This is a genomic window from Acinetobacter sp. SW-226, assembly GCF_055632855.1.
In genome coordinates this window covers 3,698,508-3,722,296 of record NZ_CM145752.1, presented here as the reverse complement: position 1 = coordinate 3,722,296, position 23,789 = coordinate 3,698,508, and the positions used below count along the sequence as shown (strand labels likewise).

The 23,789-nt window shown below is 41.6% G+C and carries 24 protein-coding genes; 6 read left to right on the top strand and 18 right to left on the bottom strand.

What is annotated here, in order from left to right; translation table 11 throughout:
- Nucleotides 1-3 precede the first annotated feature (3 nt).
- The 10 genes from ACZ8ZH_RS17635 to ubiG all read right to left on the bottom strand — a co-directional run bounded on the left by ACZ8ZH_RS17635 (nucleotide 4) and on the right by ubiG (nucleotide 8,134).
- Nucleotides 4-999: an aliphatic sulfonate ABC transporter substrate-binding protein gene (locus ACZ8ZH_RS17635; RefSeq protein ID WP_110974414.1), complete on the bottom strand. Its 996-nt coding sequence runs from the start codon at nucleotides 997-999 to the stop codon at nucleotides 4-6.
- Nucleotides 1,000-1,015: 16 nt separating this feature from the next.
- Nucleotides 1,016-1,975: a sulfonate ABC transporter substrate-binding protein gene (locus ACZ8ZH_RS17630; RefSeq protein ID WP_110974415.1), complete on the bottom strand. Its 960-nt coding sequence runs from the start codon at nucleotides 1,973-1,975 to the stop codon at nucleotides 1,016-1,018.
- A gap of 330 nt (nucleotides 1,976-2,305) precedes the next feature.
- Nucleotides 2,306-3,658, bottom strand: coding sequence for an amino-acid N-acetyltransferase (argA, locus tag ACZ8ZH_RS17625; protein WP_110974416.1), 1,353 nt, complete (start codon nucleotides 3,656-3,658; stop codon nucleotides 2,306-2,308).
- A gap of 125 nt (nucleotides 3,659-3,783) precedes the next feature.
- Nucleotides 3,784-4,140: an RcnB family protein gene (locus ACZ8ZH_RS17620; protein WP_119064525.1), complete on the bottom strand. Its 357-nt coding sequence runs from the start codon at nucleotides 4,138-4,140 to the stop codon at nucleotides 3,784-3,786.
- Nucleotides 4,141-4,435: 295 nt separating this feature from the next.
- Nucleotides 4,436-4,819: an RcnB family protein gene (locus tag ACZ8ZH_RS17615; RefSeq protein WP_110974418.1), complete on the bottom strand. Its 384-nt coding sequence runs from the start codon at nucleotides 4,817-4,819 to the stop codon at nucleotides 4,436-4,438.
- Nucleotides 4,820-5,064: 245 nt separating this feature from the next.
- Complete coding sequence (locus ACZ8ZH_RS17610) at nucleotides 5,065-5,220, bottom strand: hypothetical protein (RefSeq protein ID WP_162900301.1); 156 nt, start codon at nucleotides 5,218-5,220, stop codon at nucleotides 5,065-5,067.
- Nucleotides 5,221-5,370: 150 nt separating this feature from the next.
- Nucleotides 5,371-5,790 carry a hypothetical protein gene (locus ACZ8ZH_RS17605; protein ID WP_119064523.1) on the bottom strand — a complete coding sequence of 140 codons (420 nt, stop codon included), beginning with the start codon at nucleotides 5,788-5,790 and terminating at the stop codon, nucleotides 5,371-5,373.
- 152 nt (nucleotides 5,791-5,942) lie between these two features.
- The gene (locus ACZ8ZH_RS17600) at nucleotides 5,943-6,689 is read right to left on the bottom strand and encodes a YciK family oxidoreductase (protein ID WP_110974420.1); all 747 of its coding nucleotides are present in this window, start codon (nucleotides 6,687-6,689) and stop codon (nucleotides 5,943-5,945) included.
- A gap of 36 nt (nucleotides 6,690-6,725) precedes the next feature.
- Nucleotides 6,726-7,421: an HAD family hydrolase gene (locus ACZ8ZH_RS17595; RefSeq protein ID WP_119064521.1), complete on the bottom strand. Its 696-nt coding sequence runs from the start codon at nucleotides 7,419-7,421 to the stop codon at nucleotides 6,726-6,728.
- Nucleotides 7,418-8,134: a bifunctional 2-polyprenyl-6-hydroxyphenol methylase/3-demethylubiquinol 3-O-methyltransferase UbiG gene (gene ubiG, locus ACZ8ZH_RS17590; RefSeq protein WP_110974474.1), complete on the bottom strand. Its 717-nt coding sequence runs from the start codon at nucleotides 8,132-8,134 to the stop codon at nucleotides 7,418-7,420. The genes ACZ8ZH_RS17595 and ubiG overlap by 4 nt, the downstream gene beginning before the upstream one ends.
- A 180-nt stretch (nucleotides 8,135-8,314) precedes the next feature.
- Here ubiG and ACZ8ZH_RS17585 point away from each other — a divergent pair, with 180 nt between their 5' ends.
- Entirely contained in the window at nucleotides 8,315-8,932 is a 618-nt protein-coding gene (locus ACZ8ZH_RS17585; RefSeq protein ID WP_086210730.1) for a thiol:disulfide interchange protein DsbA/DsbL, read from the top strand.
- Nucleotides 8,933-8,997: 65 nt separating this feature from the next.
- Here ACZ8ZH_RS17585 and ACZ8ZH_RS17580 read toward each other — a convergent pair whose 3' ends face one another.
- Nucleotides 8,998-10,635: a PglL family O-oligosaccharyltransferase gene (locus ACZ8ZH_RS17580; protein ID WP_119064519.1), complete on the bottom strand. Its 1,638-nt coding sequence runs from the start codon at nucleotides 10,633-10,635 to the stop codon at nucleotides 8,998-9,000.
- Between the two features lie 109 nt (nucleotides 10,636-10,744).
- The gene (locus ACZ8ZH_RS17575) at nucleotides 10,745-11,422 is read right to left on the bottom strand and encodes a TetR family transcriptional regulator (RefSeq protein ID WP_119064517.1); all 678 of its coding nucleotides are present in this window, start codon (nucleotides 11,420-11,422) and stop codon (nucleotides 10,745-10,747) included.
- A gap of 160 nt (nucleotides 11,423-11,582) precedes the next feature.
- Here ACZ8ZH_RS17575 and rph point away from each other — a divergent pair, with 160 nt between their 5' ends.
- Nucleotides 11,583-12,299 carry a ribonuclease PH gene (rph, locus tag ACZ8ZH_RS17570; protein WP_086210727.1) on the top strand — a complete coding sequence of 239 codons (717 nt, stop codon included), beginning with the start codon at nucleotides 11,583-11,585 and terminating at the stop codon, nucleotides 12,297-12,299.
- A gap of 73 nt (nucleotides 12,300-12,372) precedes the next feature.
- Here rph and nadC read toward each other — a convergent pair whose 3' ends face one another.
- Nucleotides 12,373-13,218: a carboxylating nicotinate-nucleotide diphosphorylase gene (gene nadC, locus ACZ8ZH_RS17565; RefSeq protein WP_119064515.1), complete on the bottom strand. Its 846-nt coding sequence runs from the start codon at nucleotides 13,216-13,218 to the stop codon at nucleotides 12,373-12,375.
- Nucleotides 13,219-13,402: 184 nt separating this feature from the next.
- On the opposite strand from nadC, the gene ampD reads away from it, so the two are divergent.
- Together ampD and murJ are read left to right on the top strand one after the other, a co-directional pair.
- On the top strand, nucleotides 13,403-13,975 hold the full coding sequence (gene ampD / locus ACZ8ZH_RS17560) for a 1,6-anhydro-N-acetylmuramyl-L-alanine amidase AmpD (protein WP_086210725.1): 573 nt from the start codon (nucleotides 13,403-13,405) through the stop codon (nucleotides 13,973-13,975).
- A gap of 77 nt (nucleotides 13,976-14,052) precedes the next feature.
- The gene (murJ, locus tag ACZ8ZH_RS17555) at nucleotides 14,053-15,609 is read left to right on the top strand and encodes a murein biosynthesis integral membrane protein MurJ (RefSeq protein ID WP_171405809.1); all 1,557 of its coding nucleotides are present in this window, start codon (nucleotides 14,053-14,055) and stop codon (nucleotides 15,607-15,609) included.
- A 171-nt stretch (nucleotides 15,610-15,780) separates the two neighbouring features.
- Here murJ and ACZ8ZH_RS17550 read toward each other — a convergent pair whose 3' ends face one another.
- The 5 genes from ACZ8ZH_RS17550 to ACZ8ZH_RS17530 all read right to left on the bottom strand — a co-directional run bounded on the left by ACZ8ZH_RS17550 (nucleotide 15,781) and on the right by ACZ8ZH_RS17530 (nucleotide 21,185).
- Nucleotides 15,781-16,473: an FKBP-type peptidyl-prolyl cis-trans isomerase gene (locus ACZ8ZH_RS17550; RefSeq protein ID WP_470247793.1), complete on the bottom strand. Its 693-nt coding sequence runs from the start codon at nucleotides 16,471-16,473 to the stop codon at nucleotides 15,781-15,783.
- A gap of 53 nt (nucleotides 16,474-16,526) precedes the next feature.
- On the bottom strand, nucleotides 16,527-17,231 hold the full coding sequence (locus ACZ8ZH_RS17545) for an FKBP-type peptidyl-prolyl cis-trans isomerase (RefSeq protein WP_119064509.1): 705 nt from the start codon (nucleotides 17,229-17,231) through the stop codon (nucleotides 16,527-16,529).
- A gap of 212 nt (nucleotides 17,232-17,443) precedes the next feature.
- Nucleotides 17,444-19,639 (bottom strand): polysaccharide biosynthesis tyrosine autokinase, encoded by a 2,196-nt coding sequence (locus tag ACZ8ZH_RS17540; RefSeq protein WP_119064507.1) that lies wholly within the window; start codon nucleotides 19,637-19,639, stop codon nucleotides 17,444-17,446.
- Nucleotides 19,640-19,658: 19 nt separating this feature from the next.
- Nucleotides 19,659-20,087: a low molecular weight protein-tyrosine-phosphatase gene (locus ACZ8ZH_RS17535; protein ID WP_119064505.1), complete on the bottom strand. Its 429-nt coding sequence runs from the start codon at nucleotides 20,085-20,087 to the stop codon at nucleotides 19,659-19,661.
- Between the two features lie 3 nt (nucleotides 20,088-20,090).
- Nucleotides 20,091-21,185 (bottom strand): polysaccharide biosynthesis/export family protein, encoded by a 1,095-nt coding sequence (locus ACZ8ZH_RS17530; RefSeq protein WP_086210719.1) that lies wholly within the window; start codon nucleotides 21,183-21,185, stop codon nucleotides 20,091-20,093.
- 272 nt (nucleotides 21,186-21,457) lie between these two features.
- Between ACZ8ZH_RS17530 and tviB the strand changes: the two genes are divergently transcribed.
- Nucleotides 21,458-22,735, top strand: a complete 1,278-nt coding sequence (gene tviB, locus ACZ8ZH_RS17525) for a Vi polysaccharide biosynthesis UDP-N-acetylglucosamine C-6 dehydrogenase TviB (RefSeq protein ID WP_119064503.1) — start codon at nucleotides 21,458-21,460, stop codon at nucleotides 22,733-22,735.
- 28 nt (nucleotides 22,736-22,763) lie between these two features.
- The gene (locus ACZ8ZH_RS17520) at nucleotides 22,764-23,786 is read left to right on the top strand and encodes an NAD-dependent epimerase/dehydratase family protein (protein ID WP_119064501.1); all 1,023 of its coding nucleotides are present in this window, start codon (nucleotides 22,764-22,766) and stop codon (nucleotides 23,784-23,786) included.
- Nucleotides 23,787-23,789: the final 3 nt, after the last annotated feature.

Here is a 23,789-nt window from a genome sequence, read left to right as displayed (position 1 = left end):
CGTTTAAGGTTTGCTCGGTGCAACCCAAACGGTACTTTGAACTTGAATGTGTTTCGGAATGAGCTGGACTTGTTGAAACAAATCGGCAATCTGTTGTTGGGCTTGTACCACTTCAGGCGTCAGGGTTTGAATCGGAGACGGTTTTAGACGTTTGTCGATGACCCGTTGAGCAATAGAGGGCTGTAAACCCGTACTTTGGGTATAGACCGAAAGTGCTTGTACTTGGTTTTTCAGCACCCATTGATCGGCCTGATTCAAGCCGTGGATGAATTGGGCAGTCGCTTCAGGATAGGCCTGAATAAATTTTGGATTGCCAATATAAAAAGAATAGGTTTGTGGAAATGCTGTGCCATCAATCAAAACTTTGGCATGAGCATCTTGTTCTGCTGCACTGAGGTAGGGTTCCCAAATGGCCCATGCATCAATGGATTGTTTATCAAACGCGGCACGTGCATCCGCAGGGGGCAGCCAAATCGGTTGAATGTCCTGCCAACTGAGTCCTGCTTTTTGTAAGATTTTCGCCAACAACTCATGCGCGCTTGAACCACGCTGAACGGCAATGCGTTTGCCTTTTAAGGCTTGGATTGAACCAATGCTACTATTTTTAGGAATTAACAGGGCTTGAGAGTTAGCGGGTACTTGTTCGTAGCCGACATAACTGAGTGCTTTGTCAGCAGCTTGGGCAAAGATCGGTGGGGTATTGCCCACAGCACCAAAATCGACAGCACCAACGGATAATGCTTCTAACATTTGTGGACCAGCAGGAAATTCTTTCCATTCAATTTTGGCTTGAGGAAATTGCTGCTCAAATAATTTTTGCTCACGCGCGACCAATAGGTTCAAAGACGACTTTTGGTAGCCAATTGACAGTGTTTTAACTGGAGCTGCTGCCTGTTTTTCTGGCGTGTTCGGTGCTGCTGTGTCTTGCTTTTGGCATGCCCCGAGTCCAAGACTCAAGCTGACGATGCCAATACTAGAAACTGTTTTCAGTGTTTTCATAATGATCTCTATATTTTTATTTAATAATGGCAGCGTCAATATTCAGCTTGTTTGGAATGAGTTTTTGTTGATAGAAAGCATCGGCAACGTACTGCTGTTTTTTTGCGACTTCGGCTGAAATGGGCTGAACGCCAAAGCCCATACGACCAATCGAGCTTTGTAAAATGTCTAAAGACAAGCCCGTTGGTTTTTCTAGCAATTGGGCAGCTTGTTGTTGATTTTGTTTAACCCACTGTGTTGTGGTATTTAATTCTTTCACGACTGTTTTTAAGACTTCGGGGTGAGCTTCCGCAAACTTACGATCGGCCAAATAGAACTGATGATTACTCACCAAGTTTTCTCCAGTAGCAATCACACGCGCCGAAATTTGATGTTCAGCGGCCGCAAAGAAGGGATCCCAAATGACCCATGCATCGACTGCACCTCGTTCAAACGCAGCACGTGCATCTGATGGGGGTAGATACACTGCTTCAATATCAGAAAGTTTGAGGTTATTCGCTTCTAATACTTTAAGTAGCAGGTAATGCACATTTGAACCTTTGTTGAGTGCAATTCGTTTACCTTTTAGGTCTTGAATGCTTTGAATTTTCGAATCTTTTTGTACGATCAGTGCTTCTGCTTTGGGTGCTGCTGGTTGGTTGGCAATATAAACCAAGTTAGCGTTCGCGGCTTGAGCGAAAATTGGAGGGGCTTCACCTGCTTCACCAAAGACCACACTGCCGACATTTAAACCTTCGAGGAGCTGTGGACCTGCGGGAAACTCAACCCATTTGACTTGGACATTTTGTGCTTTAAGCGCCGTTTCTAAAGTGCCTCGCTCTTTGACGATTGGCAAAATGCCATATTTTTGAAAGCCAATATTCAGTGTGACGGTTTCAGTCTCTTTTTTTCCACATCCAGATAACATCATGGCACCCGCGACTGTTGCAGCAAGAACGCTTGTTTTGATCCAGAACTTTGCTTGAGAGGTGCTCATGTGTTTCTTAACTCCAAATAAATAAAGTGGTGAGTTGGTGAACACATACGCTAAAGGGCTTTTCTTTTCAGAAAAAATAAGAAATCAGGCTTTAGACATGAAAAAAAAAGATAAAAACAAAAGTGCAAAACTTATGTGAAAATGAGCAATATAAAAAACATAAAATATAAAATTTATTAAGATTAACTTATTGATATTTATTATTTAAAATGCATTTTTATTTTTTGAATAAGCTTAGTCTTTCACGCTATATGGACTTGAGCGATTGGGGTGGTATTTTCTCGATAAAGATATGAGAAATAAAGATATCCATAATCCTGCAAAAGCCACTTAAAGTGGCTTTTTAAAGACCAGTGAGTTGCGCTGATAGTTGTATAAGGCTTGGCGGGCATTGGGAAGTTCATCGACATTGGCGGTTTCAAAGCCATGTTCTAAGAACCAATGTGCAGTACGTGTGGTCAGTACAAACAACTGCTGAATCCCCATACTGCGGGCTTTACCTTCGAGATAATGCAAAATTTGGCTGCCGCGATTAGATTTGCGATAACTCGGATCGACTGCAACACACGCAATTTCAGCACTGTGTATTTCACCTTCCGCCGCTGGTAGTGGGTAGAGGGCAGCACAGGCCAAGATCATGCCATCACGTTCAATCACGGCAAATTGACCAATTTCGTTTTCGAGACGTTCACGTGAGCGATACACCAAGATACCTTCTTCTTCAAGCGGACGTAATAGGTTAATCAGCCCGCCGACATCCTGAATGTTGGCCATACGGACTTCTTCATAATGGGCATCGGTAATCATGGTGCCTGAGCCATCCCGCGTGAAGAGCTCTTCAACCAAGGCACCATCATAAGCATAGGAAATGAGATGGACCCGATGTACGCCATGCGTCGAGGCCTTTTTGGCACCACGTAAATGTAAGGCAATGTCTGGATTAGAGTCTTGATATTTCTCAATTTGTGCATCGAGTTTGTGTGGAGAAATTTCGCGTTGCAACTGACTATGTTCATTGAGCAGACCATGTTGCTTGCCCAAGAAAATTAACTTGTCTGCTTTAAGATGAATCGCCGTACGGGTTGCCACTTCTTCTGCTAGCAGGTTGAATACTTCGCCTGTGGTGGAGTAGCCAGTTGGCCCGAGTAGCACAATATTGTGGTTATCCAAATGGCGTTGAATGGCATCGGTATCGACCGTACGGACTTCACCTGTTAACTGAAAATCGACCCCATCGCGAATGCCATAGGGCTTGGCTGTAACAAAATTCCCTGAAACCACATCAATGCGTGCACCATACATCGGTGAGTTGGCCAACCCCATCGACAGTAAGGCTTCAATTTGCAAACGAATTGAGCCTACCGCGTTCATCACGCAACTTAGGGATTCTCGCGTGGTCACGCGGCGATGTTGATGAAATGGTGTCTGTAGCTGGCTTTGTTTTAGATTGTGGTTAATTTGCGGACGTGCGCCATGCACCAAGATCAGACGAATCCCGAGTGAATGCAGTAAGGCAATATCGTGAATAATATGTTGAAAGTTATCATGCTGAACGGCTTCACCATCAAACATGATTACAAAGGTTTTATTGCGGTGAGCATTGATATAAGGCGCAGAATGTCGAAACCAATGCACATACTGCAAAGTTGTACTGTGATGTGTTTCGATGGAATTTGCGTGCATGCCTGTCTCAAAATGAACTGCTTAGCATGATTTTAATCAAAAAATGCAGAAGAGGAAGTCTTAAATTAAAAAACACCTGATGCAAAGATCAGGTGTTTGATTGGCTTGCCGAAATGAATGGCTGATTAGTTAATAATGCGGAGAATACGGTTATTACGCTCATTGACGAGGACATAGTCGCCATTGATCTTGTACCACTGTTGGTAACGCCCTGTGTTGGGTAGGCGACGCGCTTCGCGGTTACTGACATGATAACGTGATGAATCATAACTTCGGGGAAGATATTGACCTGAGCGCCAGTCTCGGCTCGGGTTGACACGGCTGTTTTTATAGCGGTCGTTTGTATTAGAGCGGTGATCATTACGTTGATCCCAACGCGAGTCATGATCATGAGAGCGATTATAATTCTGAGGTGCTGCCATGGCAGATGTTGTTATGAGTGCACCTAAAGAGAGGGTGATTACAGTCAGAATTTTTTTCATTGCTTTCATCCAGTATTTATCTTGTTTCGATGATTCAAAATTAGCGAACAACTCTAGAGAAAGCGTGAGGGCTATTTAGGTGAATTGTGAAATGTATGAAGAGACTGAGGAGATTGTTATTTCTTTGAAATATTGTCCATTACAGGGTTTTAGACATAAAAAAACCTGAAAAACATCTTTTATACTCCGCTTCACTATCATCTCTAGACCCCAGTCTAAAATTGTGTGAAAGCGAATAAAAGTATGATGATTCAGGTTTAAATAGTGGATTTGCGGTGCAAGATCAACGAGGAAATTAAAGTCCCATGATACGCAAAATATTGTTGCTATCTGCATCGACTAAGATGTAGTCATTATTAATTTTGTACCATTGTTGGTTACGGTTTGGTTTAGGGAGATTATGCTCTTTGTATTCGACCTTATAGCCATTACCACGGTAATGCTGTGGCATCACATAACCTTGTTGCCATTTATGCTGTTGCAAACGTTTGACACCCCGTTCTTCACGCATACGTCGACGGTCTTGTTGATCATCGTCATCTGAACCACGAAAGTCTCGACCACGTGATTCATTACCAAAGCGTGGATGGTCGTTGTCAAACTGAGGGGCAGCAGTACTGAGACTACTTGCCATCAAAGCACTGAAAGAGATTGCCAATACTGTCAAAATCTTTTTCATGTTGAATCCTCATTAGGGTAATTTCACTCTTTCCTATAATGTACGAAAAAAATGCAGAGAAACTGTGAAGATAAATTGGGCATTTATTAACAAATGCAGAGATATTAAGAAGATTATGCCTAATTTTGACCGTTAATTAAATCACCAATTGATTCAAAGTCGAAAGCAATCGGTCAAATATTTCTGTTTTTCTGCATTGTGGTATTGCATCGCTTGGCCTTGCTGAAGAAAGCAAAGGCGATTATTTAATACCATTGCTTGGTCAGATTTTGCAATGAAAAAATCGCGTTTACAACGGATTCGGCTTGAACAGCATCCTCCAAAGCCGAAATTAAGCTTTCAGGCAGTTGTAAATTGTGGATATGACGAATGGTGTCATGTTTACGTTGTACATCAGTCATGCTGAGCCCTGATTTTAAGTTCTTGATGAATCAGAATGATAAGCATGAAATGTTCATCTGTAAAACCGAATATTTTCATTAAAATAATTTAAAAATACGATTTAAAGTAGAGGAAGAGCCAAGTTAAAAATGCAACTTGGCTGGTTCGGCCTAATAAGCGTAGTTGAGGTCGGTATAATCACTCAACGACTTCTGTACATGGGCTTGGATAAATTCATGTACATCGGCTGCGGTCATTGCTTCACCATTTTTACGAATGGCATGCTCAATGTCGGGCTGACCTTCAATTTTAATCCTATAAACAAAATTTTTCTTCGTTTGATATTGGTCGTCGTTTTTTGCAATCACGGTGACATAGTGGTAGCTATGTTCAAAGTTTAAGTCGGTATGGGCAAAAACAAACTGATCAAAGAGTTTCAGAGTCGCACCATTTTCCAGTGCTTGCAGTTCTTTGACAATACTGGCTTCAAACTTCATTCCATATTTTTCTGAAATCGGTTGTTGGTCAATCAATAGACTCACCATCCCATCTTCAGTGGGTTGTACGGTGATGTTGCTCAAGTCCGTCATGGTATGCTCTTAGCAAATAGAATTGGACATCAGTATCCGCAAAAATTGGGAAAAGACAAGCGCTGCCAAAGTCTAAAACATTCTATATGAACACAAAGCCAAAGTTTGATGCATAAAAAAGGAAGCCGAAGCTTCCTTTTAAATGAACGATTTTAGTCTTGTGCATCAATACTTTGACCATTCATATGCAAACTGTCATCGCCCATCAGGTACAGATAGGCAGGCATGATATTTTCAGGTGTCGGCAATGTTTTTGGATCTTCATCAGGATAGGCTTTGGCACGCATCGCTGTGCGGGTCGCCCCCGGATTGATACAGTTAAATCGGATATTCGGTGCGGTATTTTCTTTGGCGAACAGTTGACTGACCGCTTCAATCGCGATCTTAGACACGGAATATGCGCCCCAACGTTCACGCGTTTCCCGCCCGACACCTGAGCTGGCAAAAACCACAGAGGCATGCTCAGATTTTTTCAGGAGGGGCATTAATTCTTGAGTCATAACGAATGGCGCACGTAAGTTGACCGCCATCACGTCATCCCAAACATCGACAGGATAATTTTCCAGTTCAGTACGCTCACCTAAAATACCTGCATTATGCAAAATACCATCTAAGCGCCCAAACTGACGTTCTAGGGTGTCGACCAATAATTCATAGTCACGAGGAGAGGCACTTGATAGCTGCAAGGGTAGAATTGCAGGTTGCGGCGCACCTAAGCCTTCAATTTCATCATAAATGACTTCGAGCTTATTTAAGGTACGCCCATGCAGCACCACGGTTGCGCCGTGTAGGGCATAACTTAATGCAGCAGCACGACCAATACCATCGCCCGCACCTGTAATTAAGATGATACGATCTTTGAGTAGATCGGGGCGAGGTTGATATTCTGAATATTTCATCATTACCTCCTCGTTATTGTGATTTTTTAATTGTGATCAAGTCAGTGAGCTTGCTTTTGATGTCTGGTTGACCAGGGACTGAATGACCTCATCTAACTCAGCTACATTCTTCACTATACAATCTGCTTGCCAAGCTGTTAAGTCATCTTTGTGCGCGAATGGTAAATAGCCATAAGCGGCTAAAATGGTATACATCTGCGCGTTACGACCTGCATCTATATCACGTGGATGATCCCCGACGTAAATACAGTTTTCAGGTGCAATTGCAATCTGTTGGGCTGCCAAATACATCGGTTCAGGATCAGGCTTGGTTTTGCTGACATCCTCTGGGCAGACCAAAACAGCGCAGCGTTTTGTCAAATCCAGCGCGTCTAATAATGCTTCACTGAGCCAACGTGGTTTATTGGTGACAATGCCCCATGGAATTTCTTGGTTTTCAAGTTTTTCAAGTAGCGGATACATGCCGGTAAACAGGTCGGTATCTACCGCAATATCCGCCCCATAGGTGTCTAAAAAACGCTGACGATGTGCCAGAAAAATTGGGTCTTCGACTTCCAGTTCGGGATAAACCAATTTCACCATAGCCCGTGCGCCTTCAGAGACTTGGCTACGGATCAGGTTTGCATCGACCACAGCAACACCTTTTTCACGGCACATGTTTTGAATAATGCGAATAAAGTCGGCAGCCGTGTCGATCAGTGTGCCGTCAAGGTCGAATAAGACGGCTTTCATGCAGCACCTTCTTTGACAGTGTAGACCATATAGTTGACGTCGACATTCGGCGCTAACCAATAGCGTTTGGTCAATGGATTGTAATGTAAACCTGTCATGTCTTTTAGTTTGAGTCCAGCACCGCGAATATCATGTGCAAGCTCTGATGGTTTAATGAATTTATGATAATCGTGGGTGCCTCTCGCTAACATACGCAGTACATATTCAGCACCAATAATGGCAAACAGATAGGCTTTGGGATTACGGTTGATGGTTGAAAAGAACACATGACCACCTGGTTTAACCAGTTTATGGCAGGCTTCAATGATTGAAGCTGGATTAGGTACGTGTTCCAGCATTTCCATGCAGGTCACGACATCGTATTGTCCTGCGTGTTCTTCTGCGAGCTGTTCAACTGGAACTTGGCGATACTCGATATGCTTAACACCTTCTTGCTCTGCATGTAAACGCGCCACATTCAGTGGGGCTTCGCCCATATCAATACCAAGAACATCTGCACCACGACGTGCCATACTTTCAGCCAAAATGCCGCCACCACAGCCGACATCAAGGACTTTTTTCCCACTGAGTCCACCAGCATGCTCATCAATCCAGTTTAAGCGTAATGGATTGATCATATGTAAAGGACGGAACTCCGAGTGCTGATCCCACCATATGGCAGCAAATGCTTCAAATTTGGCAATTTCTTGTGGATCAACATTCAGTTGCGACATCATCGTCACCTCAATCAGGTTGTAATATTTAAAAAAATTCAATAGGGCCTAGTGTAGCGTTTATTCTGGAAAAAGCGATAAAAGCCTGAAAAAAGTTCACAGAATGAAAACGAATTTGGCATATTTGATTTATAGTATTTGCATAAACTTATCATAATGATTTTGAGGACAATAAGTTCAATGAAAAAACTCCTTTTGAGTGGACTAGCAACCGCTGTTTTCGCTATTTCTGGTAGTGCTTTGGCTGCAAACTTTGTAGCAGGTCAAGACTATACTGTGGTACCAACACCAGTACAGGTCGAAGTACCTGGAAAAATTGAAGTGCGTGAGTTCTTCTGGTATGGCTGCCCACACTGCTTTAAACTTGAACCGCATATGCAGACTTGGTTAAAGAAATTACCTAAAGATGTACGTTTTGTACGTACACCAGCAGCGATGAATCCACTTTGGGAGCAGGGTGCTCGAGCTTATTATGTGTCTGAAGCTTTAGGTGTGCGCAAGAAGACACACCTTATGTTATTCCATGCGATTCATGATCAAAACCAACCAATTTTAGAACAACCTGCTTTAGCTAAGTTCTATACTCAATTTGGTATTCCTGAAGCGAAATTTAACAGTACGTATAAGTCTTTTGCGATCACTTCAAAAATTGCACAAGCGCAAGACTTAGCGAAACGTTATCAACTGAGTGGTGTCCCTGCGGTCACAGTTAATGGTAAGTACATTGTTCAAGGCGAAAATGAGAAAGTTGTGCAAGTTGTAGAATATCTCATCGAAAAAGAACGTGCGGCAAAATAATGAGCGTATAGTTCGCCCATAAAAAAAGCCTGCTGATGCAGGCTTTTTTTATGGGGTGACAAAATTTATTGCACACTTGATGCAGGCTGTAATAAATCCTCATAACGCAGATCAATTTTTCTTAAAGTTTTTAAGCGCCAAAGTTGGTGACGAGCCTCAGCCTCATAGCCATTGAAAGCCAAGAGTTTAGCAAACTTGGTTAAATCATAAGGAATCGGGTAGTTCAACACCATTTCCTCATAGTCCCGAATTTGCTTAGGGCTGACTTTACTATACGGATTTAACTGAATCCATTCGATACGACGGTTAAACTCAGACAGCAGTAAAATTTGATCGTGATTGGTGAATTTTTCAGGTGTTTTTTCATAGCGAGAGGCTTGATTCAGCTTCGGCACCATCAGTTCATAATCACGGATAATGAGTCCGACCAAGATCACACAGACTGTAAATACCACTGGCATAACATAACTTGCTACGGTCCATGTTTTTACTTTTTGCTGGGCTTGAATAATCCCGAGAATAAAGCCGAGCGGCAACAAGAAATAGGCATAGAATAAAGGAAATTCGAGCATCGCATGAATGAGTACAGCCCCTACCATGAGCAAACCCACCACAGATTCGGATGAAGTTGCATGCTTTTGTAGTTGATAACCCCAATAGCTTATGTAAGCAAAAAATGGAACTGCAATCAGTAGACCATTCCATAAAATGAAGTCGAGAATGAAGTTGTGCGCACTTTTCACCCAAACTGGACCTTGGAACTGATCACTAATCAATGTGTAAGCGACACTGGTTTGATGCCAACCATAGCCAAACCAAGGGCGTTCTGCGATTGCATGTAGCATTTGCTGCCAAATGGCAAGACGTGACATATCCCCCTTGGTTGCTCGAGCAACGACATCGCGAGTTTGTGTGACATCAACATTAGAAAGTTGAGCCAACAACTGATTGAGCTGAGGAGTTAACACAATTAAAGAAACAAAGAGCACAAACCATGCAAGAGCACTATACCATTTGAGTTGTAGTGTGCCTCTGTATTGTTGATAGAGTAAATACAGTAGTACACAAATACTCGCGACCCATGATGTGCGAGATTGACTCAGTGCGACAGCAAACAACATCAGTACGGCACTAGTGCAGAGAAGAAGAGTATTGAATTTTTTCTTCTCAAATAAGTAAAGAGTACCCAGTAAGGACAGAATTAAGAAGCTTGCCATATTATTCGGCTGAGCGAAGTTGGCATACGGGCGATCACCTTTTAATATGGTCATCCCCGGTATTTTCTGTTCAATATTGAGCCATTGGCAGATGGCAATCAGAGCAGTGACCACACCAACCAACCAAAAAACCGTACTTAAACCAGCAAACAATTGTTCACGCGCGAGCGGTCTTTGACTGAGGTTAAAACCTAAAACAATACTGAGCCAAAAGGCAAAAATGTATAGGCCGCACATCAACGCTTTGCTGAAAAAGAACAGCTCACCAAAGCCGTACTGTATAAAGGGTACAAGGCTTAAGAGCAATAGAGGTAGTGTGATCTTGGGGAATAAAATTTTTTCTTTTAGAAACAGTGCGGAAAGTGTAAATAATGACAAAAAGGCAAACAGCTCACCTGTATAAGTGACCCATGGTCGATAATGAATGGGCAAAAGCCATGCTAAGGCCATACATACACTGGCAGCTAAAAAAAGAAAAAAACGCATAAGAGGTACAGATGAAAAAACTGGCTCTATGATAGTGAAAAAGCGTCTAAGTTTGAGCAAACAGTGTTAAAAAATTTGTAATGTATTAAAACATCATTCTAGCTGGAGTTTAATGCAGTGTCGGGTTGGCTTGTTCTGTTTGTATTGTTGGTCGATGCCAATTGGAAATACCACGAAACATGAGTTGAATCTGTACCACTGTTTGCATTTTAAAGTCATGTTGTTGCTGTTGTAATTGTACTGATGGTACATCTCGGCTAAAACCCATCCAGCGCATGGCCCAGTTAAAAGAGGCGTTCATTAGAATATTGGCTAAAACGTTAAGGTCTTTTGAATCGCGGATATGCTGCATACTTTCAATACGGGTGAGAGCATAGGCAAAGTCGTCGATTAAAAACGTGATCTCTCGTTCGATGGCTTTACGAACCAATGTTGAGCCTCCCCAACGCTCGCCGATGAGAAAGATCCATTGTTCGGGGTGTTGCTCAACGGCATCAAAGAATAAATCGAGGCTGTGCTCAATGGTTGCATGTGGGCGGTAAACATAGCTTTGACCTAATTGGGTCAGCACATTTTTGATATGTAAGGCAGCTTGGTCGACCAGTTCAAGCCCTAGTTCATCCAAATCACTAAAGTGTCGATAAAAGGCGGTTGGCACTAAACCGACTTGACGGGTAACTTCACGGAGACTGATCTGACTAAAGGAACGACCAGAGGTGCTGAGCTGTAAGGCTGCATTGAGCAATGCTTGGCGACTTTGTTGTTTGCGCTCTTCACGAATCGACATAGATGTGGCCTCAAGCTCATTTGTCTTTTAGTTTAACAAAGAATCAAGATCTAAAGTGAGGTTGGCGATCAATTACAAAAGCGAGCTTGTGGAGCAAATGCTTTGGCTTTGCTTCTGCTATACTATGCGCCAATCAACTTAGTCAGATGAAGGACGTATTATGCGTATCGACCAACGAGCATTAGATCAATTACGTGATGTTACTATTACGCGTAACTATACACGTTATGCAGAAGGTTCGGTATTGGTTGAGTTTGGTCATACCAAAGTTCTTTGTACTGCGAGCATTGATAACTCAGTTCCGCGTTTTTTAAAAGGTAAAGGTCAAGGTTGGGTAACAGCAGAATATGGCATGTTGCCACGTTCAACCCATACCCGTAGTGACCGTGAGGCGGCACGTGGTAAGCAAAGTGGTCGTACTCAAGAAATTCAACGTTTGATTGGTCGTAGTTTACGTGCCATGGTGGATTTAAAGAAACTCGGTGAAAATACGATTACCATTGACTGTGATGTGATTCAAGCAGATGGTGGTACGCGGACTGCTGCAATCACTGGTGCTGCGGTGGCCCTTATTGATGCGATGAATACGCTGCTTGAGAAAAAGAAAATTAAGCAGGATCCACTCAAAGGTTTGGTTGCTGCCATTTCAGTCGGTATTTTCCAAGACGAAGTGCTTTTAGACTTGTGTTATGAAGAAGACTCAAACTGCCAAACAGATTTAAACGTGGTGATGACCCAAGCAGGTGAGTTTATTGAGATTCAAGGTACAGCGGAAGATAAACCATTTACCCGTGTACAGTGCAATGCCATGTTAGAAATGGCGGAAAAGGGCATTCAAGAATTGGTGAAAAAACAACAGCAAGCGCTGGGCTGGTAAGTTCTCACGCAAAAAAAACGCACTATCTAGTGCGTTTTTTTATGGCATGTTGACTAAATGCAATCTTTTCAAATTAAGCATTAAAACGCATGGAAAGATCGACGGCTTTGACATCTTTGGTCAACACACCCATCGAAATATAATCCACGCCTGTGGTTGCCACTTCACGTAAGTTGTCAATGGTGATGTTACCTGACGCTTCCAATTTACAACGTCCTGCGACATGCTTGACCGCATCAATCATTTGTTGCTGGCTAAAGTTGTCTAACATCACGATATCCGCTTGGGCTTCTAATGCTTGGTCTAATTCAGCCCATGTTTCGACTTCGACTTCGACAGGTTTGCCCGGGGCAATTTGATGCGCTTTGGCAATCGCCTGAGCAATGCCACCAGCTGCCATGATATGATTTTCTTTAATTAAAAAAGCATCGAATAAGCCTAAACGATGGTTTTGCCCCCCGCCGATCACGACCGCATATTTTTGTGCAATGCGCAGACCCGGTAGCGTTTTACGGGTATCTAGCAACTTTGTATTTAAGCCGTCTAACTGTTTGACATATTCAGCCGTTTTGGTTGCTACCGCAGACAGGGTTTGTACAAAGTTGAGCGCAGGGCGTTCAACCGTAAGTAAGCTGCGTGCTGAACCCGCCAGTTTAAAAAGGGTTTCATTGGCACGAACTAGATCGCCATCGTTTTTTAGCCACGTGATTTGTACACTCGAATCAAAAGCTGCAATTAATGCATTGACCCAAGGTTGACCTGCAAGAATCATGTCTTCACGGCTAATAATGGTCGCAGTTGCTTGCTCATCTTCAGGCGTCAAAAGTGCCGTAATGTCGCCATCACCGATGTCTTCTTGTAATGCCTGTTGAATATTCAGTTGAATAGATTGTTCAAGCAGTTGCTGCGATATGCTCATCCGATTGTCCGTATCTTTATAGAAGCCATGAAAATTGCGCAATATATTAGCATTTTTCCTGAAAAGGCGTAAAAATTTCTAAAACGAAACACCATAGATTTGTGAAATGATAGGGAAAGATTTAGCATGGACAACAAAGCAAAAATATTGCCCGAAGGGCGCAATGGGTTTAAGGAATAAAAATATGCAAGGCATTCCATCGTTTCAAGTGCAAGCTGGTCAATTGCAGGGAGCGAGACAAATCCCATCGCCTAATTTTAACGCACGTCCTGCAGATGCTGATATTCAACTGATTGTCATTCATAATATCAGTTTGCCCCCCTCACAGTTTGGTGGTGGCTATATTGAACAATTTTTTCAAAATCAATTGGATTGGTCAGTACATCCATATTTTCAAACTATTCAAGGCATGCAAGTCTCAGCACATTTACTGATTTTAAGAGGCGGGGAAGTCTTACAATTTGTTAACTTTCATGACCGTGCATGGCATGCAGGGCGTTCGAGTTATTTGGGCAAAAAAGAGTGCAATGATTATTCGATTGGCATTGAGCTTGAGGGCAGTGATGACATGCCTTTTGAAGATGCCCAATATGAAGCATTGGTACATGTGACTGCCTGCTTACAGCAAACCTATCCTCAAATTCAACAGCATTTGGCGGGGCATTCCGATATTGCTCCAGGTCGAAAAACGGATCCTGGCCCATTTTTCGATTGGTACAAATATAGAAGTCGTTTGCAGCAGTTAAAAAGTCAATAAATTGAGTGCAGACAACAACATTAAACAATCAAATATTCGTTGAAGTTTCATTACAATAGCGGCAAATGAAAAACTAGGTGGATACGATGGCGCTGTGGCGGTCAACCGTAATTGTAAGTGCAATGACCATGCTTTCTCGGGTCTTGGGTTTGGTACGAGACATTGTTTTACTGAATGTCTTTGGTGCAGGTAAAGATTTCGATACCTTTGTGGTGGCCTTTCGTATACCGAACTTCTTCCGTCGGCTGTTTGCTGAAGGGGCATTCTCACAGGCGTTTATTCCAGTACTGACCGAATATAAAACTGGGCGTACCCATGCGGAAGTTCAAATCCTGATTAGCCGTGTCTTTGGTTGCTTGATGACGATCATGACAGCTCTGACTTTCTTGGCTATGGTTGCGGCGCCTGCCGTATTGTATATTTATGCACCGGGCTTCCATGCTGACCCTGAGAAGTTTGATCTTGCAGTTTCGATGTTCCGCCTCACTATTCCTTATTTATTGTTTATGTCGCTGACAGCCTTTGCCAGCAGTATTCTAAATAGTTATGGTTCCTTTGCTTCACCCGCATTTTCACCAGTATTGCTGAATGTTGCGATGATTGCAGGAGCATGGTGGTTGACGCCGTATATGGCGGAGCCGATTATGGCACTCGGTTGGGCAGTGATTGCTGCGGGTGTATTGCAATTAGCGATCCAAATTCCTGAACTTTGGCATAAAAAATTACTGATTCCGCCGAAAGTCGATTTTAAACATGAGGGTGTAGATCGCATCATGAAATTGATGTTGCCTGCACTATTTGGTGTTTCTGTTACGCAAATTAACTTACTTCTAAACACCATTTGGGCTTCGTTTATGCAAGATGGTTCTGTGTCTTGGTTATATAGTGCAGAACGTATGACTGAATTGCCTTTGGGGTTGATTGGGGTGGCGATTGGTACGGTAATTTTACCGGCATTGTCGACCCGTCATGCAGAGCAAGATATGTCGAAGTTTCGTGGCATGATGGATTGGGCTGCGAAGGTGATTGTTTTGGTTGGCGTGCCTGCCAGTATTGCACTGTTTATGTTATCGACCCCTATTATTCAGGCCCTATTCCAACGCGGACAATTTACCCTTGAAGATACTCAAATGACGGCTTTAGCGTTGCAGTGTATGAGCGCCGGGGTGATTTCATTCATGTTGATTAAAGTCTTTGCACCTGGGTTTTATGCACAACAAGACACCAAGACTCCTGTCCGTGTGGGGCTAATGGCCGTTGCTGCGAATGCGATTTTAAACGTAGTGTTTATTGGTTTCTTTAAATTGATTGACTGGCATGCAGAGCATATGGCACTGGCTTTAGCGTCTTCTGGGTCTGCACTTGTAAATGCAGGAATGTTGTATTTCTACCTACATAAGCGTGATATTTTCCGTTTTGGTGCTCACTGGAAAAAACTGTTTATTCAGTTTGGTATTTCTAACGCCGTGATGATTGCAGCATTGTGGTACGGACTGACTTGGTATAATGGCGAAATGTCACAGTGGATTCGCGTTGCTGAAGTGGTTGGGCTGTGTGTGGTCGGTGCAGTGGCTTATGCCGTTGGTTTATTCATTACGGGTTTTAGACCACGCCATTTAAAGCATGAAGCATAAAACAAAAAGCACTACTTGATTTTATGCTGCAAGACCAGTGAAGCGCGTAGCTTAAAAAAGCATGGCTTGATTTGAGAATAGATTGTAATTCATAAAAAGCGTAATCAATAAAAAGCCTGATCACATGTCAGGCTTTTTATTTTATCTATAGAATTATTTTGCCTAACTGCCTTAGTTTGGCAATACTGCAATCAGTTCCACATCAAAAATCAGCGTGCTGTTCGGTTCAATTACATCACCTGAACCAATTTGACCATAACCCAGTTTAGATGGAATAAAGAAACGGTATTTCGCTCCTTCTTTCATCAGTTGCAAACCTTCAGTCCAACCTTGAATGACTTGGCTGACTTGGAATTCTGCAGGCTGTTGGCGGGCAATCGAACTGTCAAAAACCGTTTGATCAATCAAACGTCCTTCATAATGGACTTTGACTCGACTGTTGGCCTTGGGTGACTTGCCTTGACCTTGTTGTAAAACCATATATTGCAGGCCTGAAGCTGTAGTTTTCACCTCAGGTTTTTTTGCATTCTCAGCAAAAAATGCTGCACCAATTTTGGCATTTTTGTCTGCCAATTGTTTGACTTCTAATAATTGTTTCGCTTCGGCTTGACGCTTATATTGGGTGAGTACACGCGCCATATCTTCATCACTTAATGAGGCAGTTTGGCCTTTAGATGCTTCTCGTAACCCTTGGACAAAAGCATCTATATCTAAATCTTGAATAGACTCTGCATTACTGCGACCCATCAAATAACCAAAGCTATAACCGACCTGTTGATGAACACTACTTTTATTGGTGATAGGCGCCGCGAAAAGAGGAGTTGAAAGGAACAAGCCACAGAGTAATGTTGTTTGAATTTTCATAAATTGTTCTCAATAAAAACAGGAGAGCAAAAGCTCTCCTTGAGTTGGCATTGTTATTTTACTTTGATCAGTTCTACATCAAAAATAAGTGTGCTGTTGGCTGGGATCATACCAGGTACCCCTTGTGAACCATAACCTAAGTTGGACGGGATATAGAGGGTCGCTTTGCCACCTTCTTTCATCAGTTGTAAACCTTCAGTCCAACCTGGAATGACTTGATTCAATGGGAACTCAATTGGCTCGCCACGCTCAATTGAGCTGTCAAAGACTTTACCATCGACCAACTGGCCCTTGTAGTGTACCGTCACTACCGAGTTTGCATTTGGTTGCTTACCTGTACCTTCTTGGGTGATTTTGTACTGTAAGCCCGAAGCTGTAGTTTTCACCCCAGGTTTTTTTGCATTTTCAGTTAAGAAATTATCGCTAGTGGTCTGTGCTTGTTGAGCAACATTAGCCTGTTTTTGTTGCATTTCTTGTTGGAACTGTTCATAGGCTTGTTTTAATTCTTCTTCTGTATACGCGGGTTGGCTACGTGCATGACCTGCGCGAACACCAGTGACAAAACTGTTAATGTCGAGTTCTGGTGGGGTTTGATGAGCAACTTCATAGCCTAGTGCATAGCTAATTTTTTCTACGGCAGATGCATTTTTTGAAACTTGCGCTTCAGCCGAAGCAGGGTGTTGAGATGCATAATAAACGGGAACAAGTGCAGCACCGCCTAGAAGAACAGCTACAGCAATCGGTAAGGCTTTACTCATGTGAAATTTTTCCTAATTCTATTACATTCAAAAAGTTTTCAGCATCTTAGCAGACTTCATGAATCACGTGTTTTGTACCTAGAGTACATTTCCAAATTAATATATGCCGAAGTCCTTAAAAAAACTATAAGGATTTGAATATATAAACGTTTGTCATACAAAATAAAAAGCCAGAACTGTCATTCTGGCTTTTTATCGGCTAATAGCTGTCTTTAGTCTGATTCTTTATTGGCTTTATAAGCATAAGCATAATTGTAGCCATAACCTGAACCAGCTGTACGTTGAATGTCATTCAGAATGAAGCCATTGACTTTAACACCTGCTTGTTCAAAGCGATTGATGGTTAACTCAAGCTCTTTCATTTGTGTTTTCGCATAACGCGCAATCACTAAATTAACGCCTGTATATTGAGAAATAATAATCCCATCCGTTACAGCCAGTACTGGTGGTGTGTCGATGATCACATGATCGAACTTTTCAGACAGTTGTTCCAAGACGTTCTTAAACTGAGCCGAGCTTAAGAGTTCAGATGGATTGGCTGGACTTTTGCCTCTGGAGATGACGCTTAAGCCAGGTACTTCAGTATTTCGAATCACTGTCTCTAAGCTGTGTTGGCCATTGAGTAATTCAGTGAGACCTGGTTGAGTGTCGTAGTTAAAGTATTTATGTAAATATCCACGACGTAAGTCAGCATCTACAATCAAAACACGTTTATCGCTTTGCGCCAAAATTGTGGCTAAGTTGGTCGAAATAAAAGATTTCCCGACTTCTGGTGCTGGGCCTGAAATCATAATCAGGTTATTTTTTGCAGAACTTAAAGCAAAATGAATGGCGGTACGCATACTACGTAAGCTTTCAATCGCAATATCATCACTGTTTTTAACAGCCAAAATAGGAATATTCTTTTTCTTCTTCAAAATATTGATGCGACTTTCTTGCACGGGTGAACGAGGGACTGTTGCATACACAGGTAGATCCAGCTCATTTTCAATTTGAGCGGAGTCTTTAATGCCTGAGCGCATCATATTGCGTAATAATGCTAACAGCGTACCAAGGAAACCACCGACAAAGAGCGATAAAATTAGAACGATAAGTGTCTTTGGCTTAACTTTTTCAAAAGGCTTAACGGCTGTATCGACAATACGTACATTACCAATCTCACCGGCATTTGCAATTTTCAACTGTTGATAGTTGTTTAGCAGAGCAGTGTATTGTTCTGAATTTACTTTAACATCGCGATAAAGCTGTAAATATAAGCGCTGGGTTTCTGGAAGTTGTTTCAAAGCTTGATTTAACTGTTCTTTTTTACCAGTCAACTCTTTCAACTGAGCATTAATTTCTGCCATTAAAGGGTGATCATTGGTATATTTTGCAGAAAGTTCAGCTTGTTTTTGCTTGAGCTCAATCATTAAGCGTTCAAGCTCAATATTTTGCTTTAATAACAGTTCAGATTCTTGGGTCACATCAATGGTGTTGTATTTTTCACGGAATCTATTGAACTTAATCTCAGAATCTTCGAGTTGTTGCTTAAGTAAAGGTAATTGTTTATCTAAGAAGGCAAGTGTTTGCGTTGATTCTAAGGACTTTCTTTCAATGTTTTGTTTGTGATAGACACTCAGAATATGATTCAGAACTTTGGTAATGTGTTCTTTATCAGTACCTTGGTAGTTTAAACCGATTACACCTGTCATTTTTCCACGTTCGGCCACACCATAATTTTGCATGAGGTTTTTCATGGCTGAAGGTAAAGAGTATTTTGTGAGTCCAAGTTCGTAAGCAAGCTTATCTTTTTTAATTATATAGACTTCCCATAAGCCATACGGACTAGGTACTTGATTCTTGGCATTGGTTTTGCCTTCAAGAACAACTTCATCTTCATATAAAAGTTGAAATGTACCTTGTTCATTGAACTTTAATTGAAGTGCTTTATCTTGATAAAAATCAGGAACTTTGAATTGTTTAATTTGGACTAAAGAAGATGGATTTTGATAAATTACTTCAGTCGGAGTGTATTCTACTGTTGACTTGTTCTTTGAAATTAGACGATTAAATACTGAACTTTCTGAGTCAGTGATGTGGAGATCAAGATTTAAATCTTGAATCACTTGTCCCAAAACCATGCGAGATTTTAGGACTTCAATTTCAGCATCGGCTGGTGACTTTTGCCCCATCGCTCCTGAGAGTTGACTGAGCTCACCTAAAAGAGCAGCAGAGGCTGCGCTCTTACCATCTTCAACAAGAACGAGAGCGTCCGTGGAATAGACTGGTTGAGTGACTCTTAAATAAAGTAATGCACAAATTAAACTGAAAATAATACAAAGAGCAATGAGTTTCCACTGAGCAATCAGAGAAAAAAATAACTCTTTTAAGTCGATTGTATCTTCGCTAGTGCTAGAGTTTTGATTCATAATTTAATATCGTAATAATTTAAAAATGTGATTTCCAATCAGCAACAAAGCTTTGAATATTGCTACAGGTTATATCAAAAAAAGCTTGATCATGCTGGTAGGGGTCAGCAACATTTTGTTTTTGCCAATGACCTAGGCGAAAGACTTTACCTTTAGCAAAAGGCCACTGTTTTTCTATATGTTGAGCTTGGTTGTTACTCATCACCAAAATCAAATCGGCAGCTTTAATGAGACTGGCATTGATCTGTTTTGCGACATGCTGACGCATATCAATCTTAAATTGATCCATACAATGAATAGCCTTGTCATCGGCACCATGCCCCACCATGGCGGATAGACCTGCAGAGTCAATATTGAGCTGTGGATTTTCCTGTTTGAGGAAATATTCCGCCATTGGACTTCTACAAATGTTTCCAACACAAACCACTAAAATATTTTGTATCCCCATGACTTATTTTCCAAGTTGATCAAAACTATATAAAGCACTTGAGAACGGAACAATTTGATTCATCACACGCTGCCAACGAGTTAAACCTGTTGCATCAATATAGACAATATCGTTCTTTTTCATGTCGAATTGATTGGCTAAGGCCAAATTACCCAGACTACTCAAGTTTAAATGATAAATGGTTGATTGTTTGGACTTTAAGTCTGTGCGCATTACATAAATTCGTGCTGCACTTGCAGAATATGGATTAATACCTTCACTTTCACCCAATACATCACTTAAAGACATGCCTTGATCTCTTAAGCTAATCGCTTGGCTTTTACTTGACTCACCCATGACATATAGTTTTTGGTCTTGTTTGGTGTTAACGAAAATGGTGTCGTCAGGTTGGATCAGTAGGTTATGGAGTGATAAGCCTTGTTTTTCTAACTGAATGGTATTGAGATTATATGTTTGACCATTTCGGATGAGTTGAATATTGGTCGTATCTCCAGTCTTGGTGTCGATCCCGCCCGCTTGACCTAGGGCAGTATAGAGACTGATTGGAAGATCATTGATGGTGTATTGTCCACTTTTAAGCACTTGCCCGTTGACATAGTAGCGTTTTGCTTCAAAAGACAGAACGCGGACAATCACGTCAGGATTCTTGAGATACTTGCTAAATTGGCTACGCAAGAATGTATGTGCTTCAGCAAGCGTTTTTCCAGCAATTTTGACAGAACCAATTAAAGGAAGTTGGACATTCCCGTTTGGATCAATCGGGTAGCCTACAGTTCGCACACTGGTCGCATCTTGAATAGGCGGAGTAATTTCTGGATATGCCCAAAGTTGGATAGATAGGACATCACCATAGTTCAAGCGATAAATACCTTGTTTTTTATTAAACAAAGTTCGAATATCTGAAAAATTGTTGACAGGTGCTTGCGCTATATTAGAGATATTCTCTTGTGTTAACTGTACAACATTAAGTTCAGCACCTTGATTTGTTTTATAGGAGCCTTGTTCAGGAAGATCATAAGTTTGAAGTCCTGATGTTACGGCACAACCAGTTATGCTTAAACTGAGTGCTAACAATATGCTATAGCGGTAGTAACTCACTCGAAAATAAACCCTATTTATAAATAATTTGAATAATGGATCAGGGCTATGACAACCCGAAGAATTTATATAAAACAGTTAGATTTTATACCAATTAATATCTTTAACATAGCCTAAGATGTTGGTGAAACGTACTGTTTCTATAATTAATCGAATAATTTTTTGAGGACTAAGTAACATAATTTAGTCATTAAAAGAAATCAAATTTCTGCTATATTGTGCAACGTTGAAATCTCTGCTCCTATCCTATTCAAATTGCACAAGGCTGTACCATGCTACAACTCGCTGATCTAAAAATTGCCATCATCGGATTAGGTTATGTTGGTTTACCTCTGGCTGTAGAGTTTGGTAAAAAAGTTTCTGTGCTGGGTTTCGATATTCATCAGAAGCGAATTGATGAGTTAAAGTCTGGTCAAGACCATACCTTAGAAGTGTCTCCAGATGAGTTAATGCAAGCAACTCAGTTGAGTTATAGCGCAGATTTAGAAGATCTAAAAAGTTGTAACTTTTATATTGTGACCGTTCCAACACCAATTGATGAATTTAAACAACCCGATCTCACCCCATTAATCAAAGCATCACAAAGTATTGGTCAGGTATTATCTGCGGGTGATATCGTTGTCTATGAATCGACCGTTTACCCTGGTGCAACAGAAGAAGCCTGTATTCCTGTCTTAGAAAAAGTATCAGGTTTAACATTCAATCAAGATTTTTTTGCGGGCTATAGTCCCGAGCGGATTAATCCAGGGGATAAGCTCCATCGGGTTACGAATATTCTAAAAATCACCTCAGGTTCTACACCTGCAGTCGCTGATTTTGTCGATGAAGTATATAATCTTATTATTGAAGCGGGCACGCACAAAGCGCCAAGTATCAAAGTCGCAGAAGCAGCAAAAGTGATTGAAAACACGCAACGTGATGTGAATATTGCTTTAATTAATGAACTTGCTTTGATCTTCAATAAAATGGGCATTGATACAGAAGATGTACTCACAGCCGCAGGAACGAAATGGAACTTTTTACCATTCCGTCCAGGTTTAGTGGGTGGGCACTGTATCGGGGTTGACCCGTATTACTTAACTCATAAAGCACAGTCGATGGGTTATCATCCTGAAATTATCTTGGCAGGTCGTCGTCTGAACGATGGCATGGGTGCTTATGTCGTCACCCAACTTGTTAAAAGTATGGTGAAAAAGAAGATTCAGGTTGAAGGCGCAAAAGTTTTAGTCTTGGGGCTCAGTTTTAAGGAAAACTGTCCTGATATTCGTAATACCCGTATCATCGACATTGTGAAAGAACTTGAAGAATATCATATTGATGTTGATGTATATGACCCGTGGGTGAGCCCAATTGAGGCTGAAAGTGAATATGCGATTAGCCCAGTACAGTCTTTAAATCAGCAAACGTATGATGCGGTGATTCTTGCGGTTGCCCACCAGCAATTTAAGGTGATGGGCGCTGATGCAATTCGTGCTTTAGGTAAAGAAAGCCATGTCTTGTATGATTTAAAATATGTATTAGATCAATCAGAGTCTGATTTACGTCTATAATTTATTGAATGTTTTTGGAAAATTTACGATGAACCAATATCAAACGGTCTGCGAGCAGTTACAACAAGCACCGAAGACATGGCTAATCACGGGCGTTGCTGGATTTATTGGTTCAAATTTGCTTGAAACATTATTAAAGCTGGATCAGATCGTGGTCGGGTTAGATAATTTTGCGACAGGCTATCAACATAATCTTGATGAAGTGAAAGGATGTGTCTCAGAGGCACAGTGGTCAAATTTCAATTTCATTGAGGGTGATATTCGTCAGTTTGCAGACTGTCAAACAGCTTGTACTGGTGTGGACTATGTTTTGCATCAAGCTGCTTTGGGTTCTGTACCACGTTCGATTGTTGATCCGATCACGACCAATGACACCAATATCAGTGGCTTTTTGAATATGCTGACCGCAGCACGTGATGCGCATGTTTCAAGTTTTAGTTATGCGGCAAGCAGTTCAACCTATGGTGATCATCCAGGATTACCTAAAGTTGAAGAAAATATTGGAAATCCACTTTCACCCTATGCCGTAACTAAATATGTGAATGAGCTATATGCAGATGTGTTTGCCCGTAGCTATGGTTTTAAAGCCATTGGTTTGCGCTATTTTAATGTTTTTGGACAACGTCAGGATCCAAATGGTGCCTATGCAGCCGTGATTCCCAAGTGGACTGCGTCGATGATTGCAGGGGATGATGTTTTCATCAACGGTGATGGAGAAACCAGTCGCGATTTCTGTTTTATTGATAATACGGTACAAGCCAATATTTTGGCAGCCACAGCCCCTGACGAGGCCAAAAACCAAGTTTATAATGTAGCTGTGGGTGATCGTACCACCTTGAATGATCTATATGCTGCAATTCAAGTTGCATTGTTTGAAAACTCAATTCGCTATGAAAAGTCTGCAGTGTATCGTGAATTTCGTGCAGGGGATGTGCGCCATTCACAAGCCAGTATTGCCAAAATTCAACAGGCTTTAGGATATGCGCCTGGATACCCGATTGCTGAAGGCATTCAGTTGGCAATGCGTTGGTATGTCAACAATTTGACCTGAACG

Bases quoted from the DNA above. Each gene is read 5' to 3' on its own strand.
- ACZ8ZH_RS17575 (WP_119064517.1), bottom strand. From the start codon at position 11,422: ATGTCGATTCGTGAAGAGCGCAAACAACAAAGTCGCCAAGCATTGCTC.
- ACZ8ZH_RS17635 (WP_110974414.1), bottom strand. From the start codon at position 999: ATGAAAACACTGAAAACAGTTTCTAGTATTGGCATCGTCAGCTTGAGT.
- argA (WP_110974416.1), bottom strand. From the start codon at position 3,658: ATGCACGCAAATTCCATCGAAACACATCACAGTACAACTTTGCAGTAT.
- ACZ8ZH_RS17545 (WP_119064509.1), bottom strand. From the start codon at position 17,231: ATGAGTAAAGCCTTACCGATTGCTGTAGCTGTTCTTCTAGGCGGTGCT.
- ACZ8ZH_RS17620 (WP_119064525.1), bottom strand. From the start codon at position 4,140: ATGAAAAAAATTCTGACTGTAATCACCCTCTCTTTAGGTGCACTCATA.
- tviB (WP_119064503.1), top strand. From the start codon at position 21,458: ATGCTACAACTCGCTGATCTAAAAATTGCCATCATCGGATTAGGTTAT.
- ACZ8ZH_RS17610 (WP_162900301.1), bottom strand. From the start codon at position 5,220: ATGACTGATGTACAACGTAAACATGACACCATTCGTCATATCCACAAT.
- ampD (WP_086210725.1), top strand. From the start codon at position 13,403: ATGCAAGGCATTCCATCGTTTCAAGTGCAAGCTGGTCAATTGCAGGGA.
- ACZ8ZH_RS17550 (WP_470247793.1), bottom strand. From the start codon at position 16,473: ATGAAAATTCAAACAACATTACTCTGTGGCTTGTTCCTTTCAACTCCT.
- ACZ8ZH_RS17540 (WP_119064507.1), bottom strand. From the start codon at position 19,639: ATGAATCAAAACTCTAGCACTAGCGAAGATACAATCGACTTAAAAGAG.
- ACZ8ZH_RS17630 (WP_110974415.1), bottom strand. From the start codon at position 1,975: ATGAGCACCTCTCAAGCAAAGTTCTGGATCAAAACAAGCGTTCTTGCT.
- ubiG (WP_110974474.1), bottom strand. From the start codon at position 8,134: ATGTCGCAACTGAATGTTGATCCACAAGAAATTGCCAAATTTGAAGCA.
- ACZ8ZH_RS17520 (WP_119064501.1), top strand. From the start codon at position 22,764: ATGAACCAATATCAAACGGTCTGCGAGCAGTTACAACAAGCACCGAAG.
- ACZ8ZH_RS17595 (WP_119064521.1), bottom strand. From the start codon at position 7,421: ATGAAAGCCGTCTTATTCGACCTTGACGGCACACTGATCGACACGGCT.
- ACZ8ZH_RS17585 (WP_086210730.1), top strand. From the start codon at position 8,315: ATGAAAAAACTCCTTTTGAGTGGACTAGCAACCGCTGTTTTCGCTATT.
- ACZ8ZH_RS17615 (WP_110974418.1), bottom strand. From the start codon at position 4,819: ATGAAAAAGATTTTGACAGTATTGGCAATCTCTTTCAGTGCTTTGATG.
- ACZ8ZH_RS17605 (WP_119064523.1), bottom strand. From the start codon at position 5,790: ATGACGGACTTGAGCAACATCACCGTACAACCCACTGAAGATGGGATG.
- ACZ8ZH_RS17600 (WP_110974420.1), bottom strand. From the start codon at position 6,689: ATGAAATATTCAGAATATCAACCTCGCCCCGATCTACTCAAAGATCGT.
- ACZ8ZH_RS17535 (WP_119064505.1), bottom strand. From the start codon at position 20,087: ATGGGGATACAAAATATTTTAGTGGTTTGTGTTGGAAACATTTGTAGA.
- rph (WP_086210727.1), top strand. From the start codon at position 11,583: ATGCGTATCGACCAACGAGCATTAGATCAATTACGTGATGTTACTATT.
- ACZ8ZH_RS17580 (WP_119064519.1), bottom strand. From the start codon at position 10,635: ATGCGTTTTTTTCTTTTTTTAGCTGCCAGTGTATGTATGGCCTTAGCA.
- nadC (WP_119064515.1), bottom strand. From the start codon at position 13,218: ATGAGCATATCGCAGCAACTGCTTGAACAATCTATTCAACTGAATATT.